The following is a 19,706-nucleotide window of genomic DNA, read 5'->3' as shown; positions in this document are numbered from 1 at the left end:
ATGTAAACTTTATACAATCTTTATAAAATAGTGACAATTCATAAATGAGAACCAGATGAAAATAGTGGTTTCGGCTATTTTTTGCGTCAATTTTATTCTTAAAGAGGTTAGGAATCTTGTTATTCATTCTTTCTAAGAATTAAGTAAAAATACTTAAATAAATCCATTTTGCATTTTAGTAACAAAAGTTCAAGATATATATTTTTCAAGCATTCCGGAAATAGGAGGGAATGTCAGAAAAACTAAATAAAAGGACTTACTGAGTAACCAGGTCATGACCCACCACATAATCGGTAAATTACTACAAGGGCGTTACCAAATTGTCCAAAGCCTCGGTGCAGGGGTGTTTGGACAAACATACATAGCTGTAGACGTAGATTATCCAGAGAATCCCAGATGCGTTGTTAAGCAGATTAAAGTTAGCAGTTCCGAATCTGGCTACTTGGAGATGCTAAGGTTACTGTTTCTGACTGAAACCCAAACCCTCAAACTTCTGGGAAGTCATGACCAAATTCCTGAATTCATCGCCTGCTTTGAAGAAAACCAGCGATTTTATTTAGTGCAAGAGTGTATTGAAGGACATGCGCTGACTGCGGAATTGCCCATCGATCGACAATGGGGCTGTCTGTGGAGTGAAAGCGAAGTTGTAGAATTCCTGATCGATGTCTTAGGTATTCTAGAATTTGTCCATTCTCAAGGTGTGATTCATTGCGATATCAAACCGGAAAACTTGATCAGACGTGATAGCGATGCCTCCGGCAAGGGCAAAGCCCTACGCAAGTTAGTTATGATTGACTTTGGCTCAATCCAGTCGATCGATTTTGGCATAGGTGCAGAATTGCCCATTCATAGAATTCCCGTCACTTCATTGGGATACATACCGCCAGAACAATTTATTGGTCAAACACAGCCCAACAGTGATATTTATGCTTTGGGTATGATTGCTATCCAGGCTTTAACGGGGCTAGAACCACTACAATTAAAAACCGATCCTTCTACTAATGAAATTTTTTGGCGTTCTCAAAACACGCCAGTTAACGATTATCTAGCTGCTGTTCTCAGCCAAATGATCCGCTATAATTACCAAGACCGCTTTCAGTCTGCGAGTGAAGTGCTGCGGGTACTCAAACAAATAATCTGGGAACCTCAGCCATCAGAAACATTACAGAAAGATTCTCAATTTTCCCTAGAAGTAGCGAAAAATCCTGCGTCTGGAAAATCATCCCCATTATTAACGGGAATGAAAGTAGGACTGGCAGCTAATTCTTTAGTGATGGGATTTGGTGTATATTCTTTAGTTAATAATGCACCTGCATATTCAGAAACAGATACATTATATAAAGCAACAAAAGAATATCAAGCAGGAGATTTGGAAGAAGCGATCGCACTCGCTAAATCAATTCCCTCTCACAGCAATGTTTATCCAGAAGCGCAAGCCACAATTGAAGAATGGCAAGAGCAATGGCAAGTAGCTGCACAGCAATACGAAATAGCACAAACAGCTTTTAAAGAGAGCAGATGGTCAGATGTTCTTCATGCTGCTGCTAAAGTTCCAAAGATTTTCTATTGGCAATCTAAAATAGATAAAATAGTTCAGAAAGCATCCGTAAACATTGAAATACAGACGCAAGATTTATTAGCAAAAGCTTACGATAAAGCTGCTGAAAAAGATTTTTCTGCCGCATTACAATATCTGCGTCAAATTCCTCAAGAAAGTCATGCGGGCGCTTTAGTTCAAGACAAGTTAGCTGAATACAATCGAAAGCGGCAGATCAGAGCAGCCTACTTTTTACAGAAAGCCTATAAACAAGCATCTATTGGTGATTTCGATCGAGCTGTAAAGTTTCTCAAAAATATTCCCCAAGATACTTTAGTTTATGCTCAAGCTCAAGTTAAATTGAATGAGTATACTCAAAAACAACGCGTGCTAGCTGACAATCAAAAGATAGCTTCTGCAAAAAGAACAAATTTATTCGTCCCGAAAAACTTAGCTACTAAGGTTGAATATTTTCAAGGAGTAAATTACTTACAAGAAGTTAATATTCGGTAAATTTAGTAATTCGTAATGACGCTCTCTAGGAGATACTGCACGTAGCTTGCGATGGGACAAAGGGAATAACCCATGCCCAATGCTTTCTACTTTTTACCAAGGAACCACACCATTTTCATCAAAAAACCCTCCGCTAGAACCATTATCAGGTAAAGTAGCGAGTCTCACTGCTGCGCTCGCACCCTGCTCAACAGTGCGATACCCTTGGTATTGATTAATGTCAGTTGCTGTAAAACCAGGATCGGCAGCATTGATTTTAATTGGGGTATCTTTAAGTTCGGCAGCCAATAAAACTGTGATTGCATTCACTGCTGTCTTTGATGAGTTATAGGCAAGAAGCTTAAAATCAGCGAACTCACTATTTGGGTCAGAGTTTAGAGTCAGAGAACCTAAGCCACTTGATAGATTTACTATTCGGCCTGCTTTTGACTTCTTCAAAAGTGGGAACAACGCTTTTGTAACTGCAAACACTCCAAATACATTCGTTTCATAAGTATGTCGCAGTGTTTCAATATCAACTTGACTAGGTGGAAGGCGTAGTTTACCGCCGTAGGCATCGCGATCACTTAGTATTCCAGCATTGTTCACAAGAATATCAAGTTTTCCGAATTCGCTCTCGATTTGTTTAGCCGCAGAGTCGATTGTTTTTTGGTCGCTCACATCAAGTTGAATTGTTGGAGCATCGATCTGGCTAAGACGAAGTTTATTCGCCGCTTCTTCACCACGTCCTATATCTCTTGAACCAATAAGAACACTAGCGCCTCTAGAACCTAATTGGCGGGCAATTTCATACCCAATACCTTTGTTTGCACCTGTGATCAGTGCAACTTTGCCTTTTAAATCTTTTGACATATTGCTTCTCTATTTTGATTGGCACTGACAACTGTTACTATCTTCGAGCAAGTTTAGTATATAAGTAGTGTGTATCAACACAACATTCAAGAGTGATTGGCTGTCATGTTTGCACCAGTAGTAATTCACACTTTAGATAGCTGTTGAGATAATATTTGCAGCCTAAAGTAGCAATTGACTCAAAAATTCTTGAAGAAAGTAGATATGCAAACCAAACAGCTTGGCAATTCGGAGCTTAACATTACTCCAATCGGCTTTGGAGCCTGGGCGATTGGTGGAGGTGGATGGGCTTTTGGCTGGGGAGAGCAAAATGACCAGGAATCGATCGCAGCGATCAATCGCGCTCTTGACCTGGGCGTTAATTGGATTGACACCGCAGCTATTTATGGTTTAGGACATTCTGAAGAGGTTGTTGCTAAAGCACTCAAAGGTCGATCTAGTCGTCCCTACATTTTCACGAAATGCTCAATGATCTGGGATGAAAAGGGCGAAATTGGTCGCAGTCTCAAAGCGGATTCTGTCCGGCGGGAGGTTGAAGCCAGTCTGCGCCGACTCGACATTGAAACCATCGACCTCTACCAAATCCACTGGCCCAACCCTGACTCAGAAGTGGAAGAAGGCTGGACAACTCTGGCCAAGCTCAAGGATGAGGGGAAGGTTCGCTATATCGGAGTTTCAAATTTCAATGTAGAACAGTTGAAACGTATCCAGGAGATTGCACCAGTTACGTCATTGCAACCGCCTTATTCACTGGTGAAGCGTGATGTCGAAAAAGAAATTCTGCCTTTTTCTTTGGAAAATAATATAGGTGTGATTGTGTATTCACCTATGCAATCTGGCTTGCTCACAGGGGCGATTACACCTGAGCGGGTTGCTAATTTTCCAGATAATGATTGGCGCAAAAACAATAGTGAATTTCAGGAACCACGTCTATCTCGTAACCTGAAGCTAGTTGAGGTTTTGCAACACATTGGTCAACAACACGATCGCTCACCAGGTGAAGTTGCGATCGCTTGGACTTTAAATAATCCGGCGGTGACTGCGGCGATCGTTGGCGGACGCAATCCTAAGCAGGTGGAAGGAATCATTGGTGCTGGAGAATTTCGTCTCAATCAGCAAGAACTAAATGATATTGACACTTTCCTGCGCGATAATCCATAAAATCTCTGGTGGAAAACCTCACAAACCCCACGGCTTTAGCCAGGGGTTTATTTATACTTTTATTCAGCAACCGCTAAAAGTTCTTTCACTTTGTCGCTACGCCGATAATATCAGGACTAACAATTGGCAATTGTGCATCAAATCGCTCATAATTGATGCTACTAAAACCAGCTTTTCCTAATGCTATCCAAGTTTCTCTATCTGGATGACAACTATTACCTATCACTTTTCCCATCGGACTAATTGTGTTTTGTAGTTGTCGCAATAAACTTCCTTGAGGTGCGCCGACATGTTCAATAAATAAGAAGCGTCCACCTGGTTTAAGTACTCTTAAAATTGCCTGCAATGTATAATCTATATTTGGCACTGAGCACAAAACCAATGTACTAATAACAGTATCTATGCTGTTATCTTCGGCATCTAACCATTCAGCATTCCCAATGCGGAGGTCGATGTTTAAACCCAGTTGTTCTGCTTGTTTTTGCAGAGAAGGATGCGTCTGTGAATTTGGCTCGATTCCTATCCAGTGGATATCTTTAGGATAGTAGGGTAAGTTAGCGCCTATTCCGGGGCCAATTTCTAACACTTTACCTTGGAGATTAGCAAAAAGAGAACGTTTGCGATCGCTAACAATTTTATCATATTTGCTGGTACTTGGAGGCATCATCCAAGCAAAGAAACGTTTCCCAAAGTTGGCAAAAATCTGAGTTTGTGAATCTCCAATAATTTGGTTTACAGTCATTATCTACTTCCTAATTTTTGAGCCGATAAATTGGTGTGCCAAACAACCATTTCTAGCCTCAAGGTACAATACTTCGTGTTTCTTATACCTCACCCATTAGACTCACCTGATAGGATGATTTTAATTAACGTATTACGCGTAGCGACTGACCGCAAGATATCACAGAAAGGCCAAAAGGTTTGAGGCGTCTATATATAGGGCAATGAGCGATGCCTACGGCGGGCTTTGCCTACGCTATAGTTATACAATTTTGGGTAATCATAGCCAAAGATTTTTGAATAGCCGCTTTGGTTTCATTATCTACCGCAGAAATATCCTCATCCCAAATCCGAATTGGCGGATCTTTGACAATAGCATGGGCAATACCTGCGGTAAATGCTCGCCTACGCAATTTGCTGTGGCTGACCTCCAGAAAGTTTCTGACCCCATTTGCCAACAAATCAAAGAGATCGCTGTTTCCTATTTTAAGTATCCCTGAGAAAGGCTAGCATCACTGCGAATGTTATAATCCAAAGTGGTTTTGCAAGACAGCGTTTATTGGACTCCAATCGCTCTAATGAAGTACGAGATACCAAACTCGACGACGGACGTAACTGAAATTGTACAACGAATAGTGACATAAAAATTAGCTGAAAACAATTATTTCATTCAATAAAAACTATGAGCTTTAAACTTCAAGCTTTGCAACTTCCGACTCTCCAGAAAAAATCCGAAGGGCTAATTGTAACTGCTTGGCAGAAATTTCTTTTAGATTATGACTTTCCTATTGCTGCCATTGATGGAGATTTTGGGAATATTACAGCTCAAGCAACTCGTGATTATCAGACTAGTAACGCTTTAACAGTAACGGGAATTGTTGATACTGCTACATTTAAAAAAGCGATAGAGCAAGGTTTTGCAATTTATTTCGCTATCTATACCGATGCTGGAAAAAAATTATTAGCTTATCTTAACTTTGGAGAAAATGAGATTAAGGACTTACAAAAAACTTTAACAGCGATCGGTCGTTTGAATCCGCCGTTAGTAGCTGATGGGGACTTTGGCCCCAACAGTACAAAAGGACTAGCCGAAACTTATAAAATAAGAGACATCAATTTTCGAGCCGAGTTAGCTCAACAGCTTTCTAATACAACAAAAACCAAGCTTGGGATTGATTTGGAGTTGGCTTTAGACAACATAACTGAATACGCTAAAAAATTAAGACAACGACTGAGTGGAAAAGCCTGGGTTAATTTTTTCCCAGACAGCGACTTAATTGATGATTTAGCTTCTCCCTTCCGTCAAAAAGTACAAGCTTTTGAGCAAGCATTAAAAAATGCCGGAGCTAATATTAGTATATCGTCAGTATTCCGCCCCTCAGAACGGGCTTATTTAATGCACTATGCTTTCCGTATTAGTAATAATGAAATTGCTGCCAAAGATGTTCCACCTATGCCTAATGTAGATATTAATTGGCTACATTACACCAATGCTGGTTCTGTCCAAGCTGCTAAAGAAATGGTGTCTGCTTATAATATTGCTTTTCGACCTGTTCTTACCTCTCGTCATACCCAAAGATTAGCAATTGATTGGGAAATTACTTGGTCAGGAACCTTAAATATCAAAAACGCTAGTGGAACTATAGTTAGTATTAATCAGCCACAAACGAGTTATGAAAATTCTACTTTATGGCAGGTTGGCCGTTCTTACGGTGTGATTAAATTATCTAGCGATCGCCCCCACTGGTCAAATGATGGACATTAAATTAATGGCTAGGAGGAACCGCATATATGGAGAAGGCAGTTCCAGAGTTCAAAGTGGAATTATTCAATAAGAATTCAGGAGTGGAGCAAGGAAAGCTCCGCCAAGTCTTCAGAATAACTATTCGTGGGGGATTTATTTTTGCCTCTCCCAATCTCTGCATATTCTTTGAGTACGGTAAACCGTATTTGCTCGTTAGTTCACAAAGATTAATTAAATTGTTAAGTTTAGTTACATAAATAAGTAAAAAAAAGCTGCAAAGATTGCTAAATGGGAGAAATTATGAGAAACAGTAGTATAATCGAAGACCGAGACAAGCTGAACAACTTTGCCTTATCGTTAGCGAGTCTTCTCCCAAAGAGAGATGCAAGGGCTAACGAGCATCATGAGCCTTACAGCCCGTCGTAGACATTGCTCAGATTGGGCGAATATATCAGAATTTTTGACCAGTCTTTAATCAAGTTTCTCAAAGCGTTAAGGGAAATAAGGAACAGGGGAAGCAGGGGAAAAGCAATGCCCAATGCCCCATACCCTATGCCCAATTTTCAAGTTAGTTTTCATTATTAAGGATTGGTAACATCTATGGGAATTAAAGAACAGCCTAAGTCACCTCGGTTTCGGATCGTTGCGAATATATTACTGGCAGTATCAGGGCTATTCCTGATCTTAAATTTATTTTTGCCTGGTTTATTTGCTTCTGGCCCTGCTGGTGTTCCTTATAGTCTATTTATTCATCAAGTACAAGAAGGGGAAGTCAGCCGCGTTTCCGTTGGTCAAAACCAGATCATCTACCAATTAAAAGCAGAAAATGCCGAGCAAGCTCAAGTGTTTGCAACGACACCAATCTTTGATTTAGAGTTACCCAAACTTCTAGAAGAAAAGGGAGTTGAGTTCGCTGCTACACCGCCACCGAAAAATACTTGGTTTACAACCCTCTTGAGTTGGGTGATTCCACCACTGATTTTTATTGGTATTTGGCAGTTCTTTCTCGCTCGTGGTGGTGGTGGTGGGCCCCAAGGTGCGCTTTCTATTGGTAAGAGCAAAGCTAAGGTTTACGTTGAAGGCGAATCTGCTAAAATCACCTTTGCAGATGTGGCTGGGGTAGAAGAAGCGAAAACTGAGTTGGTGGAAATTGTGGATTTCCTCAAGACCCCGGCACGCTTTACGCAAATCGGCGCTAGGATTCCCAAAGGTGTGCTGTTGGTTGGCCCTCCAGGTACTGGTAAGACACTGTTAGCGAAAGCCGTAGCAGGAGAAGCAGGAGTTCCATTTTTCAGCATCTCTGGTTCTGAGTTTGTAGAATTGTTTGTCGGTGTAGGTTCTTCCAGAGTGCGGGATTTGTTTGAGCAAGCCAAAAAACAAGCTCCCTGTATTATATTCATTGATGAATTGGATGCGATTGGTAAGTCTCGTAGTAGTAACGGCTTCTACGGTGGTAACGATGAGCGAGAACAAACCCTCAACCAATTACTAACTGAGATGGATGGGTTTGCAGCTGGGGATGCAACGGTGATTGTGCTAGCAGCTACCAACCGCCCCGAAGTACTAGACCCTGCATTGCTGCGTCCAGGCCGCTTTGACCGCCAAGTGTTGGTAGACCGTCCCGATTTATCTGATCGTGAAGCAATTCTCAAGATTCACGCTCAAAAGGTAAAATTAGGAGATGATGTAGATTTAAGAGCGATCGCTACTCGTACCCCTGGTTTTGCTGGCGCAGATTTGGCAAATTTGGTGAACGAAGCCGCATTATTGGCAGCGCGCAATCTGCGTGAAAGGGTTGCTCAAGAAGACTTTGCCGAAGCAATTGAGCGAGTAGTCGCCGGTTTAGAGAAGAAGAGTCGCGTGATGAACGAGACTGAGAAGAAGATTGTTGCATACCATGAAGTTGGTCACGCAATGGTCGGGGCGCTCACAACCGGAAACGGTCGCGTAGAAAAGATTTCGATTATTCCTCGTGGGATGGCTGCTTTGGGCTACACTCTGCAATTACCAACTGAAGACCGCTTTTTGATGAATGAAGCAGAATTGCGGGGTCAGATTGCAACTTTGTTGGGTGGACGTTCCGCCGAAGAGATTGTATTTAACAGTATTACCACAGGTGCTTCCAACGATTTGCAACGAGCAACCGACTTGGCAGAACGGATGGTAACAGCCTATGGTATGAGTAAAGTCTTAGGGCCATTGGCTTATCAACAAGGACAACAAGCAGCATTCCTGGGTAATGGTGCTACTAATCCCCGGCGGGCGGTAAGTGAAGACACATCCAAAGCCATTGATAGCGAAGTCAAGGAAATCGTGGAAACAGCCCACGAACAAGCCCTAGAGATTCTCAGACAGAATCGAGACTTGCTAGAAGCGATCGCTACTCAACTCTTAGAAACAGAAGTCATTGAAGGCGAAAAACTGCACAGTTTGTTGAGTCAAGTGAAACCCGTAGCTAATTCGTAATTAAGAAAGTCAAGTTTTAAACTCAGAGGAACGCAGAGAATAACTTTGCGTTCCTCTGCGTTACTTTGCATTTTTAATACTCTGGAACAGAAGGATCAATTTCTCGACTCCAAGCGGTAATTCCGCCTTTGACATTCGTCCCCACAATCCCGGCTTCTTTGAGAATGGCAAGGGCTTTTGCCGATCGCCCGCCCATCTTACAATGAGCAATTAAGCGGTGGCCGTTCAATATTTCCTTCACCTTAGCAACGCCATTCCCATTTTCAATGTCTGGTAAGGGCACCAACACTGAACCCGGAATCTTAGCAATGTCGTACTCATGGGGGTTGCGGACATCCAGCAGTACAAAATCCTTCGCACCGCTATCCAGTAATTCCTTCAAATCCTTGACGGTCATTTCTTGACTTTCCATCTGCTGTTTTGCCTCCTCTGCCTTAGCTTGTGGAATCCCGCAGAATTCTTCGTAGTCTATCAGCTTTTCAATCACTGGGCGAATCGGGTTCGGACGCAGCTTTAACTCCCGAAATTTCATATCCAAGGCGTTGTATAGCAGCAATCGCCCGCTGAGAGTGTTGCCTTGTCCCAGAATGATTTTAACAGTTTCGGTTGCTTGGATTAAACCAATAATTCCTGGCAAAATTCCCAATACACCGCCTTCGGCACAAGAAGGAACCATCCCTGGTGGTGGTGGTTCTGGGAAAAGGTCACGATAATTCGGGCCACCTTCGTAATTAAATACAGTAGCTTGCCCTTCAAAGCGTAAAATTGAACCGTAGACGTTTGGCTTATTCAGCAATACGCAGGCGTCGTTAACTAGATATCTGGTGGGGAAGTTATCAGTACCATCCACTACGATATCGTAAGGTTGAATCAGCTCCAGGGCGTTTTCGGAAGTCAGACGAGTTTCGTATAAATCAACCTGGCAATAGGGGTTAATCTCGTGAATGCGGTTTTTTGCCGATTCAATTTTGGGTTTACCCACCCAGGATGTTCCGTGGATTACTTGGCGTTGCAGATTAGAAGTATCGACAACATCAAAATCGACAATCCCGATGCGTCCAACACCCGCCGCCGCCAAATATAAAAGTAGTGGTGAACCTAATCCACCTGTACCGATACACATTACACTAGCGGCTTTCAGGCGCTTCTGTCCTTCTAGCCCTACTTCCGGTAAAATCAGGTGTCGGGAGTAGCGTTCGTAATCATCTTTGGTCAACTGGATTTCGTCCAGATTGGGATTGAGCATAGCAGTTATGATGTGGGAAAGCGGAATATTAATCCTATCGAAAAACTGGATCTTATATGGAGATAGGAGTGGGAATGAGGAATTTTCATCTGTGATAGCGGCGAAAATCGCGATGAGTAACTGTCTTTAAACTAAGCCAGTTATTTTATATTTTCAATTTCCTCTGTTTGAAACTGATGAGTATCATCAAGGCTCCAACTTTTGAGTTCTCCAGCTTTGCCGTTTTGGACGGAAACTATTATATACGAGTATCCCTGCCAAGCGTATAGGCGATCGCATTCTGAGGGTATAGCAGGATGATCTGGATGAGAGTGAAAAATGCCGATAATGTTCAATGAGCGAGCGCGTGCTTCCCTTTGTGTTTTTAGCATAACTTCGGGTGCGATCGTATATTGCCGTCTTTTACTTTCTGTTGTGCCTTCCCCTGGAAACTTAGCAACCGCTTCTGTATTCCAAGCATTTTCTGTTGCCATGACTTCTACTACAGTTTTGCCCTCACTAGCCAGATAGCCCAAAATTATACCACAGCACTCATCTGGATAGGTACTTTCGGCATGGGTGCGGATAGTTTGCAAGTGTTCTTGACTAAGTTGAATCATGTCTGCGTTTATAATTCTAGCAACTTTTAACAATTCTTGCTTAGATACAATACATCAACACGCATAAGCGTAGCCCGCACTTTGACCATTCTCAGTGATATCATGTCCGTATAATTAGTTATGATTTCCACAGTCATTGCACCCCACCCGCAGGACTACGGTGTATAGAGAAGTCGAATTACCCCCCTTAATCCCCCCGATGCATTGGGGGGAAACCGGAAAATCTAGTTACCTCCCCAATGCATCGGCTACGGTGTATACACAAGTCCTTCTGACCCCCCTTATCAAGGGGGGAAACAGAAAATTTAGTTCCCTCCCCAATACATACGGGGAGGGTTAGGGTGGGGTAAAACCGTGATTTCTCAGCTATTTCAGACTTGTGTGTACACCGTAGCCCCGCAGGCGGGGTGGGGTTCTTCGGGTTTAATAAGTAATTTAGCGGACATGATATAACGACTACTTGAATGTTGACTCTTCTTCAACATTCAGTAGACCGAAAACTTTTCTGTTAGCGTTCGCGGAGCGTCTCGTAGAGAAGCTCACCGAAGGTATCGCTAAAAAATAGTAGTGTACGATACCGTTTTTTGGGGAATGTAACAAAGCTATACAAGATTGCCAAACTTAATCTTCATAAACCTGCCACTTCGTTGCATTTGCAATCAGGTATCATAAGGGATTAACCAGACTATTAATAAACTGTGGTTAATTATTTCTTAACAGAGCGATCGCTAGTTAGAGACTTGATATCAAAGCTAAATAGTTAAAATTTCTTTTATGCTAAAAATTTCTAATCTTAACGTTTATTACGGCGAAAGCCATATTCTCCGCAATGTAGATTTGAGCGTACCATCTGGGCAAATGGTTTGCCTAATTGGACGCAATGGTGTTGGAAAAACTACCCTACTCAAAACTATCATGGGTTTACTCAAACCCCGCAGCGGTACTATTAATTTAGCTGAAGAATTAATCAACTCCAAATCCCCAGACCAAAGGGCAAAGTTGGGAATTGGTTATGTCCCCCAAGGACGAGAGATTATCCCTCGGTTGACAGTTAAAGAAAATCTACTGCTGGGGTTGGAAGCTAGACGCAAACCAGTAAAAAAAGCAGAAATTTCAGAGGAAGTTTTTAGTTTATTTCCGGTGTTAAAAACCATGCTTTCGCGGATGGGTGGTGATTTGAGTGGAGGACAGCAGCAACAATTAGCGATCGCACGTGCTTTAATGGGAAAACCTCAATTACTCGTCTTAGATGAACCCACCGAAGGTATTCAACCATCCATCATCCTAGAAATTGAAGCCGCAGTCCGTCGCATCGTCGAAACCACAGGCATTTCGGTGTTATTAGTAGAGCAACATTTACACTTTGTCCGTCAGGCTGATTATTATTACGCCATGCAAAAAGGTGGTATTGTCGCCTCCGGTTCCACAGCCGAACTTAGCCAAGATGTGATTCAGCGCTTTTTAGCTGTTTAATTTTTGACATTTCTATATCAATTGTATCGGTAGCAATCAAGTCTGCGGCTTCTTGTAAAAGCTCATTTTGTTCCTTTTGAATTGTTTCTAAACGACTAGAAATTTCTGCTAATCGTTGTTGTTTATTTGGTTGAAAATTTTCAGGTAGTAAAACTGGTAGATTATCAGTTTTGTTAGCACCTGTGATTCTTTGAACAGCAAAACTCCCAACTTTAGTTAAGGATAGAAAACTAACTTTAATCAAAGCCTGAAGCAATTTTAACGGAACTTTGAGTATTGACCAACTAGCTGTTTCAATCAAGCGGACAATTGCTTTAATGATGCTCCAAACGAGAGCAAGTATAAACAGCAAAATGACTATGCTTATAATTGGGTGATTAGCTGCCCAATTTAGTATTTGAACTAACCGAAAAAATATCGGGTGTTGTATCAGCCAATCACTTGCAGAAGATGTAATAGCATCTTTAACTGCTCCCGATGTTGTACTCTTAAATTGCTCTGCTGTTTGCCAAGTTTGTTCTAAACTTGTTGTAACTGTATCAATTGCTCTATCAGTTGTTGTATTTAAAGACTCTCCAGCTTGTTGTGCTGAATTACTTAGAGAGTTAACGCTTCCGCCCACAAAATCTTTCACATTTTGCCAGCGTTGTAAAACTTCATTAGGTAAATGTACGTCTATTTGAGATGCCATAAAACATTTCACCGAGGTTGAAATATAACCCGTAACCCATCTTTAGGGCGATTAGTGGGAACCGCAACTACCTCTAAACTTTGATTAGGTAATATTTCCCAATGATAACTACGTAGAAGATGAGCAGCAACAATCTTCATTTCCATTTTGGCAAAGGCTAGACCAATACAAATGCGTGGCCCACCTCCAAAACCAACTAAACTAAAAGGATATTTTTTGTGTTCTTGGCGCTGGGGACTGAAACGGTCTGGTTCAAAAAGGTCTGGTTCAGAATAAATTTCTGCAATTTTGTGAGTAACTCCAATTGAGTAGTATAACTGCCAACCAGTAGGAACGTGATAACCTTTAAACTCAAAGTCTTTTATTACACCACGAAATCCACCTCCGACAGGTTGATACATTCTTTCAACTTCCCATAAAACCTGCTCTAAATAGGGCATTTTCCCCAATTGCTCTAAATCCAAGTTACCTTGACTTGCAAGTTGCAATTGTTCTTCTCTGGCTTTTTCGAGTACTTTCGGATGACGCGCTAACTCTACACACAACCAAGTCAGCATCGAAGTAGTGGTTTCATGTCCAGCGAAGAGTAACAGCACCGCTTGGGCAATGATTTCTTTTTCACTGAGGCTATTACCATCTTCGTCTTTAGCTTTGATTAACAAGCTAATGGTATCTTGAGTTGGATTTTGCTGACGTTCTCTGACAACTTGAGTTAGATGTTCTAAAATCTGATTACGAGCGGCTATAGCTTTACCAAATGTAGTAAATGGTAAGGGTAACGGGTTAATAGCAAATAGCCCATTTGTTAAGGTTGTAAACAACTGGCTGAGGCGCACACATTCCGGCCCAGGACGCGTACCCAACAATAATTGACTGGCAATATCAAACGTCAGTTGTTTAAATTCTTGAAACCAAGTAAATTCCTGCTGCTTCTCCCACTTTTGGAGATAGCCACGTGTAATATCTTCCATTGTGGAGACATAATTCGCCAATGCTGGGCCATGCAATGCTGGCATCATCAGGCGACGGTTTCTGCGGTGTTCTTCTCCATCTTGCAGAAAAAGTGATTCACCCAGTAATGTCTTGAAATTATCAGGCCATCCCTCGCGCCAAGAAAAATTCTCCATTTGGCTTGACAAAACCAACTCTAATGCTTCCGGCCCGACCATCACTACAGTCGGTCTGCCAAGAAGATGAGTTTTGAAGATGGGCCCATACTGGCGATAGCGCTTTTTAGCGAAATCGCGGTCGAAAACAAAGGAGAGTGTTTCACCTAATACAGGTATACCAAAGCTTCCAGGAGGAATTTGATGACTTTTCATATCTCTAAGGGTAGTTATGAAAAAGTTAACACGATATTCCAACTCTGCTGCGTTAGCAAAGCTCTCCGTAGGCATCGCAGCACCCCAAAATATTCTTAGTACTTTCAAATATCTTTGTCTCTTGCACCAATAACCCAAAACCTGTCATCTGTCATTACATTTCCCCAGATTACATAATAACTTTACATAAATTTAATATTACTTTTTATTCAATAAAATTGCTGAACGTTAAGATGTTGTGGATCTATTGTTGAAAAGTAAAAATTCTATGCATCTGGATTTACCACAACTGATTAAATCACTCGGCTATTTTGGGGTCTGGGCGATTGTCTTTGCTGAATCTGGCTTATTAATTGGTTTTTTTCTACCTGGGGATAGCTTATTGTTCACCGCTGGATTTGTTGCATCTCAGAATTTATTGAACATTTGGGTTCTGATAATTGGTGCTTTTATTTGTGCGGTCTTAGGTGACAATGTTGGCTATGTGACTGGGCATAAATTTGGTAGAAGACTATTTAATAGGGAAGATTCATGGCTGTTTCATAAAAAACATCTTGTGAAAACTCAAAACTTTTATCACCAGCACGGTAAAAAAACGATTGTTTTAGCACGCTTTTTACCCATTGTACGGACTTTCGCACCCATCGTGGCTGGGATTGGTGCAATGCATTATCGCACATTTATGTCTTACAACTTAATTGGTGGCTTTCTTTGGACATTCGGCATTACCCTGTTAGGGTTTTTCTTAGGAAAATCTCTGCCAGCTGAACAGGTAGATAAGTATTTGTTACCGATTATTGGATTGATTATAGTTATTTCTTTAGTACCATCGATTATTCATTTGGTACAAGAAAATAGAGCAAACAAAAGTTGAAATATTTTTTGTAGCTCTTTAGTAGATGTTTTATTGTAGAGACAAGTATATTGATTTACTGAAGCCATAAACATCAGAACTTGATCATACCCTCATGAGCGACAAACAAAAGGATACAGAGCAACTAAATTTATTTATGGGAATTTTGAATTTTGAATTTTGAATTCGGAGCGAAGCAACGTGACTTCCTTAAACATCAACCTCTATCTGTTCTTAGAAAATCTCCTCTTTTTCCTTATTGCCACGCTTTTTATTGTGGTTGTGAACTGGGGGTGGAAAAACACAAAACCTTATACTCTACCTTTACCATTTCCCGGTTGGTATAAAATCTGGTTTGGCTCAGTGATACTGCTAGGAGTAGTGCCGCCATTAGTAGTTATGCTATTGTGGGGTGTATGGTGGGGCGATCGCACGGTCTTAATTGTGCTTGGTTGGTATTTTATCGTCTTCGGGTTGCAAATCATCTCTGAAAGCGTGACGCTTAGGCAGTTGCAAAATGTCGTGTGGGTGATGGTTCCTTATATATATCTCCCTTACCGCTTTTGGCAGTTGTATGAGGGTTTGACACTTTTAGATTCTACAAGCGAGTTGCAGTGGGTACGATATTTATTGATTTTTGAATTGGTGATGTGGATTGTTAACTACGCCATAGATGTATCTCAATTGCCACGGCTGTTTCGTTGGGAAGTACAATCAAACTCTGACGCTAGCTAGGGATTAATCGCAGAATTAGCCATTTTTACTAAAGAAGTGCGATCGCCTGCTTTCAACCCAAAAACATATTGCACACCCTGTTGTCTCCAAGTCAAGGTAGCATCTGAGCAACCAGCACCACAAGTAAAATCTACAAAATAGCCAGTAATGCCCTTAGCTAAGGATACACGTTTCCCAGTCAGGCTGGGTGTTTTGCGGGTTATGGCTTCAGCAGAAACAACGCCTAAACGACAGGCAGAAGCACCATTACAGTCTGGAGTGAAACCCAGTAAAATATCATACTTTTTTTGCGTAGCAGCTTCTATAGTTGCGTAAATTGGATTTTCCCCATCCGACTCAGGAATAAACCTCGGTAAAAGAATCTGAATTTGAGTCTTTTGGTTTAATTTGGGCATAATAGATTTAAAAACTGGGTTTAGCTGAGTTTTACTCTGCTGTGCTATCAATTGGGACTGGTTATTTATATTGGCTATGGCTGACTTGTGAAAGCTGCTGACACTGACTAATAAAAATACGGCACACACAGCACTGGTATTTTTAAAGCTTAAAATCATCTTGAAAACCTATTTCATCTAAAGTATTTATTTGTAATACCCAGTTTGAGTATAAAACTACGCATTTAACAGATGAAGCGATCGCTGGGAATAAGAAATACAAAATGCAAATATGTCCGACTGGGAAATAGGTTATACCGAAATATTTTAATGTTGATGAGAAATATTACAATGTTGCTTATAGATGTTGTAATGTTGATGAAAAATATTCCAGCATTAATAAGGAATATTGTAATGTTGATGAGAAATATTACAATGTTGCTTATGAATGTTGTAATGTTGATGAGGAATATTCCAGCATTGATAAGGAATATTGTAATGTTGATAAGAAATATTACAATGTTGCTTATGGATGTTGTAATGTTGATGAGGAATGTTGCAATGTTGACAAGAACTATTTGTACATTGAGAGTGACGAAGAAAAAAGTGGCGATCGCTAGTGAGTCAATATAGGTTAGCGAGCGCCTACGGCGGGCGGGTACGCCATCGCACCACACATAAATCTACATCACATCTTGCACTATTTAGCAAACCTCTGCGTTTAAAAAAGTAATATTTTTAAACGCAAAAGAGTGCAAAGGTTGGCGCAGAGAAACGCAGAGGTTTAATGGAAGGCAATTTTTTGCTTTGAACTTGTGAAATTATGTCCTAAGTGAATATGCGATAAGGTAAGGGTATCACAACCTGCTCCCACCACAGGAAAGATGAATATTGACCCCGTATCTGTAGTTAATGCTATTAAAGCTATTGCACCTGCTACTGTTTCTCTTGGTATCCAGCAGGCTCAACGTAACGAATATATTATTAAAATTTTAAAACGTTTAAATCTTGATCCAATACAGCCTCCCAAAGAGTTTGAAGGTGTTTATACTTATGCTTTGGTAGAATATGGCGTATTTAAAGCTGATTATATACTCAACTTTTTTAGAAATAAAGAGATTAAAAAAGCTTTTTATAAGGCTTTTGCAGAAAATGCATTGGCTATTGATAATGAGGAATGGAATACATTAAAAGATGAGGCACAACAAGCAAAAATAGACTTGGCTCAGGTTGAAAAATTTCATCAAGTTTTTCTCAGTGTGGCAAAACGTTCTATCAATCCTGGAGAAGTTATAACGAATGTACAACTTCAAGAACACCTGAATAAATCTACAGAACCTCCAGAACAGTCGCTTTATCCAGATGAGTTTAAAGCACTCATCGAAGAAAAAACTAAGGCATTTTGTGGACGGGTATTTGTATTTAATGAGTTTGATGCTTTCCTCAAAAAGCATCCTAAAGGTTATTTTACCGTGATTGGGGATGCGGGGATGGGGAAAAGTGCGATCGCAGCCCAATCTGTATCTAAATACAAAGCTATCTGCTACTTCAATATTCGGGCAGAAGGTCGCAACACACCAGACCAATTTTTGCAAAGTATTCGTCAACAACTGATTAATCGCTATCAGTTACAGAATGCAGAGAATGATAATTTACCTACTTTGCTGACAAAAGTAAATGAAAAGCTAGCAACTGGTGAACCCTTGGTAATTGTAGTTGATGCACTCGATGAAGTCGAACAACCAGGGTCAGGAAATCTTTTAGATTTACCCAAAAATCTGCCAGAGAGGATATATTTTCTGTTAACTAGGCGACGTTATGCCCAAAATGAAAAGCGCTTGTTGACTGAAGAAGTTCCAGAGCAGCAGTTGGATTTAACAGCGAATAAGTATGAAGTCTGGAATCGAAAAGATGTGAAAGAGTACATTAGTACATTTATCAATGATGAGCCAGAGCATCATGGTTTAAAGGCATGGATTCAAAAACGTAACATTGAGCCGCCATATTTTATTGAGCAGGTAGCACAAAAAAGTGAAAACAATTTTATGTACCTGTACTATGTCTTACCAAGGATTGCTGAAGGAGATTATCAAGACTTAAGTTTAGAGGAATTACCTGAGAAACTTCAGGGTTATTATGAACTGCATTGGAAGCAGATGGAAATGGATACTCCAGACAAGCGGACAAATGCGATTATCCTCTGTGTACTGGTTGAGGTAGGTAAACCGATTTCTTGTGAATCCATTGCCTGCATCACTGAACGAGATGAATATGATGTTTTGGAGCTTTTGAATAAGTGGCTGGAATTCTTGAGAAGACAAAAACAAAATCAGGAAGACTACTATTCAATTTATCACCAAAGTTTTGCAGATTTCCTCCGCAAGCAACCAGCTCTCAAAAGAGAAAAAAAGAGCAATAATATTGATTGGCAAGAGGTTCAGCGTCTTATTTCCGACTCTAATGACCAATTGTGGGCAAGCCTCAAACCTGGTGAGGACGAAGATGAATAGTTTTGATGAAAAATTTGCCCAGTTATCGTTAAGCGACCAGCGAACCATCCTTATTGACCCTCGTGTTAAAGCAAAGATAGGAAAGTGGAAAACATTTTATAAAAGACTGACTGATTTTGATTTTATCAATGCTAAAGTCAACCATTCTGATTTTGGTGTGCAGTCACTCATTGAGGATTATGATTTAATTAATGACTCAGAACTATTAAACAACCCAGAATATAATTCAGAGCAAATCAAAACGCTGAAATTGATTCAAGGAGCGTTGCGATTGTCAGCGCATATATTAGTAAAAGATAAAAAGCAACTGGCAGGGCAATTGTGGGGGCAAATGCAGCACTTTGCAGTACCGGAAATTCAAGGAATGCTGAAAGTAGCAAAGCAGCAAGTTTTACCTTGGTTGCGTCCTTTAACATCTAATTTAATTTCCCCTGGCGGAAGTTTACTTCTCACCCTCTCAGGTCATAGCCACAGGGTAAGAGCAGTAGCCCTCACCCCCGATGGCAAGAAAGTGATTTCTGCTTCATCTGACAAGACACTCAAACTTTGGAATCTGGAAACTGGGGAGGATGAGCGGACTTTCAAAGGTCATCGCCACAGGGTAACAGCAGTAGCCCTCACCCCCGATGGCAAGAAAGTGATTTCTGCTTCAGATGACAACACACTCAAACTTTGGAATCTGGAAACTGGGGAGGATGAGCAGACTTTCAAAGGTCATAGCAGCTGGGTAAGAGCAGTAGCCTTCACCCCCGATGGCAAGAAAGTGATTTCTGCTTCATCTGACAACACACTCAAACTTTGGAATCTGGAAACTGGGGAGGATGAGCGGACTTTCAAAGGTCATAGCCACTCGGTAGGAGCAGTAGCCCTCACCCCCGATGGCAAGAAAGTGATTTCTGCTTCATCTGAC

General features: G+C 41.0%; 15 protein-coding genes and 2 pseudogenes. 9 read left to right on the top strand and 8 right to left on the bottom strand.

Translation table 11 applies throughout. The features are described 5' to 3' along the window. The first annotated feature begins 274 nt into the window (after positions 1 to 274). The gene (locus HWQ40_RS04895) at positions 275 to 2,050 is read left to right on the top strand and encodes a serine/threonine-protein kinase (protein ID WP_292775307.1); all 1,776 of its coding nucleotides are present in this window, start codon (positions 275 to 277) and stop codon (positions 2,048 to 2,050) included. A 93-nt stretch (positions 2,051 to 2,143) separates the two neighbouring features. On the opposite strand, the gene HWQ40_RS04890 is transcribed toward HWQ40_RS04895, so the two are convergent. Then, positions 2,144 to 2,902: an SDR family oxidoreductase gene (locus HWQ40_RS04890; protein WP_292775306.1), complete on the bottom strand. Its 759-nt coding sequence runs from the start codon at positions 2,900 to 2,902 to the stop codon at positions 2,144 to 2,146. Positions 2,903 to 3,106: 204 nt separating this feature from the next. On the opposite strand from HWQ40_RS04890, the gene HWQ40_RS04885 reads away from it, so the two are divergent. Further along, complete coding sequence (locus tag HWQ40_RS04885) at positions 3,107 to 4,063, top strand: aldo/keto reductase (RefSeq protein ID WP_292775304.1); 957 nt, start codon at positions 3,107 to 3,109, stop codon at positions 4,061 to 4,063. 85 nt (positions 4,064 to 4,148) lie between these two features. Here HWQ40_RS04885 and HWQ40_RS04880 read toward each other — a convergent pair whose 3' ends face one another. After that, on the bottom strand, positions 4,149 to 4,805 hold the full coding sequence (locus HWQ40_RS04880) for a class I SAM-dependent methyltransferase (RefSeq protein WP_292775303.1): 657 nt from the start codon (positions 4,803 to 4,805) through the stop codon (positions 4,149 to 4,151). Positions 4,806 to 5,037: 232 nt separating this feature from the next. Then, positions 5,038 to 5,242 (bottom strand): annotated as a pseudogene (locus HWQ40_RS04875) (hypothetical protein); the annotation flags it as partial. A gap of 223 nt (positions 5,243 to 5,465) precedes the next feature. Between HWQ40_RS04875 and HWQ40_RS04870 the strand changes: the two are divergent. Together HWQ40_RS04870 and ftsH4 are read left to right on the top strand one after the other, a co-directional pair. Next, positions 5,466 to 6,548: a peptidoglycan-binding protein gene (locus tag HWQ40_RS04870; RefSeq protein ID WP_292775302.1), complete on the top strand. Its 1,083-nt coding sequence runs from the start codon at positions 5,466 to 5,468 to the stop codon at positions 6,546 to 6,548. 579 nt (positions 6,549 to 7,127) lie between these two features. After that, complete coding sequence (gene ftsH4, locus HWQ40_RS04865) at positions 7,128 to 8,993, top strand: ATP-dependent zinc metalloprotease FtsH4 (protein WP_292775301.1); 1,866 nt, start codon at positions 7,128 to 7,130, stop codon at positions 8,991 to 8,993. 73 nt (positions 8,994 to 9,066) lie between these two features. Here ftsH4 and moeB read toward each other — a convergent pair whose 3' ends face one another. Both moeB and HWQ40_RS04855 read right to left on the bottom strand, forming a co-directional pair. After that, positions 9,067 to 10,239, bottom strand: a complete 1,173-nt coding sequence (gene moeB / locus HWQ40_RS04860) for a molybdopterin-synthase adenylyltransferase MoeB (protein ID WP_292775300.1) — start codon at positions 10,237 to 10,239, stop codon at positions 9,067 to 9,069. Positions 10,240 to 10,379: 140 nt separating this feature from the next. Next, complete coding sequence (locus tag HWQ40_RS04855) at positions 10,380 to 10,838, bottom strand: M67 family metallopeptidase (protein WP_292775299.1); 459 nt, start codon at positions 10,836 to 10,838, stop codon at positions 10,380 to 10,382. 774 nt (positions 10,839 to 11,612) lie between these two features. Between HWQ40_RS04855 and urtE the strand changes: the two genes are divergently transcribed. Next, positions 11,613 to 12,311: an urea ABC transporter ATP-binding subunit UrtE gene (gene urtE, locus HWQ40_RS04850; protein WP_292775298.1), complete on the top strand. Its 699-nt coding sequence runs from the start codon at positions 11,613 to 11,615 to the stop codon at positions 12,309 to 12,311. Here urtE and HWQ40_RS04845 read toward each other — a convergent pair. Both HWQ40_RS04845 and HWQ40_RS04840 read right to left on the bottom strand, forming a co-directional pair. After that, positions 12,274 to 13,002 carry a hypothetical protein gene (locus tag HWQ40_RS04845; RefSeq protein ID WP_292775297.1) on the bottom strand — a complete coding sequence of 243 codons (729 nt, stop codon included), beginning with the start codon at positions 13,000 to 13,002 and terminating at the stop codon, positions 12,274 to 12,276. The genes urtE and HWQ40_RS04845 overlap by 38 nt on opposite strands. 8 nt (positions 13,003 to 13,010) lie before the next feature. Continuing rightward, the gene (locus HWQ40_RS04840; protein ID WP_292775390.1) at positions 13,011 to 14,324 is read right to left on the bottom strand and encodes a cytochrome P450; all 1,314 of its coding nucleotides are present in this window, start codon (positions 14,322 to 14,324) and stop codon (positions 13,011 to 13,013) included. A gap of 268 nt (positions 14,325 to 14,592) precedes the next feature. Between HWQ40_RS04840 and HWQ40_RS04835 the strand changes: the two genes are divergently transcribed. Together HWQ40_RS04835 and HWQ40_RS04830 are read left to right on the top strand one after the other, a co-directional pair. Further along, positions 14,593 to 15,198, top strand: a complete 606-nt coding sequence (locus HWQ40_RS04835; protein ID WP_292775389.1) for a VTT domain-containing protein — start codon at positions 14,593 to 14,595, stop codon at positions 15,196 to 15,198. Between the two features lie 180 nt (positions 15,199 to 15,378). Further along, complete coding sequence (locus HWQ40_RS04830) at positions 15,379 to 15,912, top strand: hypothetical protein (protein WP_292775296.1); 534 nt, start codon at positions 15,379 to 15,381, stop codon at positions 15,910 to 15,912. Here the strand turns inward: HWQ40_RS04830 and HWQ40_RS04825 are convergent. After that, on the bottom strand, positions 15,909 to 16,466 hold the full coding sequence (locus HWQ40_RS04825) for a hypothetical protein (RefSeq protein WP_292775295.1): 558 nt from the start codon (positions 16,464 to 16,466) through the stop codon (positions 15,909 to 15,911). The genes HWQ40_RS04830 and HWQ40_RS04825 overlap by 4 nt on opposite strands. 704 nt (positions 16,467 to 17,170) lie before the next feature. Between HWQ40_RS04825 and HWQ40_RS04820 the strand changes: the two genes are divergently transcribed. Both HWQ40_RS04820 and HWQ40_RS04815 read left to right on the top strand, forming a co-directional pair. Beyond that, positions 17,171 to 18,796 carry an AAA family ATPase gene (locus tag HWQ40_RS04820; RefSeq protein ID WP_292775294.1) on the top strand — a complete coding sequence of 542 codons (1,626 nt, stop codon included), beginning with the start codon at positions 17,171 to 17,173 and terminating at the stop codon, positions 18,794 to 18,796. Next, positions 18,789 to 19,706 (top strand): annotated as a pseudogene (locus HWQ40_RS04815) (hypothetical protein); the annotation flags it as partial. The gene HWQ40_RS04820 and the pseudogene HWQ40_RS04815, both read left to right, overlap by 8 nt.

It is taken from the genome of Nostoc sp. NMS9 (assembly GCF_017114995.1).
In the GTDB taxonomy this organism is placed as follows: domain Bacteria; phylum Cyanobacteriota; class Cyanobacteriia; order Cyanobacteriales; family Nostocaceae; genus Nostoc.
The sequence above is the reverse complement of the archived record's forward strand: the minus strand, read 5'-3'. Positions and strand labels throughout refer to the sequence as shown.

Bases quoted from the DNA above. Each gene is read 5' to 3' on its own strand.
- HWQ40_RS04890 (WP_292775306.1), bottom strand. From the start codon at position 2,902: ATGTCAAAAGATTTAAAAGGCAAAGTTGCACTGATCACAGGTGCAAAC.
- HWQ40_RS04845 (WP_292775297.1), bottom strand. From the start codon at position 13,002: ATGGCATCTCAAATAGACGTACATTTACCTAATGAAGTTTTACAACGC.
- HWQ40_RS04825 (WP_292775295.1), bottom strand. From the start codon at position 16,466: ATGATTTTAAGCTTTAAAAATACCAGTGCTGTGTGTGCCGTATTTTTA.
- HWQ40_RS04870 (WP_292775302.1), top strand. From the start codon at position 5,466: ATGAGCTTTAAACTTCAAGCTTTGCAACTTCCGACTCTCCAGAAAAAA.
- moeB (WP_292775300.1), bottom strand. From the start codon at position 10,239: ATGCTCAATCCCAATCTGGACGAAATCCAGTTGACCAAAGATGATTAC.
- HWQ40_RS04820 (WP_292775294.1), top strand. From the start codon at position 17,171: ATGAATATTGACCCCGTATCTGTAGTTAATGCTATTAAAGCTATTGCA.
- urtE (WP_292775298.1), top strand. From the start codon at position 11,613: ATGCTAAAAATTTCTAATCTTAACGTTTATTACGGCGAAAGCCATATT.
- HWQ40_RS04855 (WP_292775299.1), bottom strand. From the start codon at position 10,838: ATGATTCAACTTAGTCAAGAACACTTGCAAACTATCCGCACCCATGCC.
- ftsH4 (WP_292775301.1), top strand. From the start codon at position 7,128: ATGGGAATTAAAGAACAGCCTAAGTCACCTCGGTTTCGGATCGTTGCG.
- HWQ40_RS04885 (WP_292775304.1), top strand. From the start codon at position 3,107: ATGCAAACCAAACAGCTTGGCAATTCGGAGCTTAACATTACTCCAATC.
- HWQ40_RS04895 (WP_292775307.1), top strand. From the start codon at position 275: ATGACCCACCACATAATCGGTAAATTACTACAAGGGCGTTACCAAATT.
- HWQ40_RS04835 (WP_292775389.1), top strand. From the start codon at position 14,593: ATGCATCTGGATTTACCACAACTGATTAAATCACTCGGCTATTTTGGG.
- HWQ40_RS04880 (WP_292775303.1), bottom strand. From the start codon at position 4,805: ATGACTGTAAACCAAATTATTGGAGATTCACAAACTCAGATTTTTGCC.
- HWQ40_RS04840 (WP_292775390.1), bottom strand. From the start codon at position 14,324: ATGAAAAGTCATCAAATTCCTCCTGGAAGCTTTGGTATACCTGTATTA.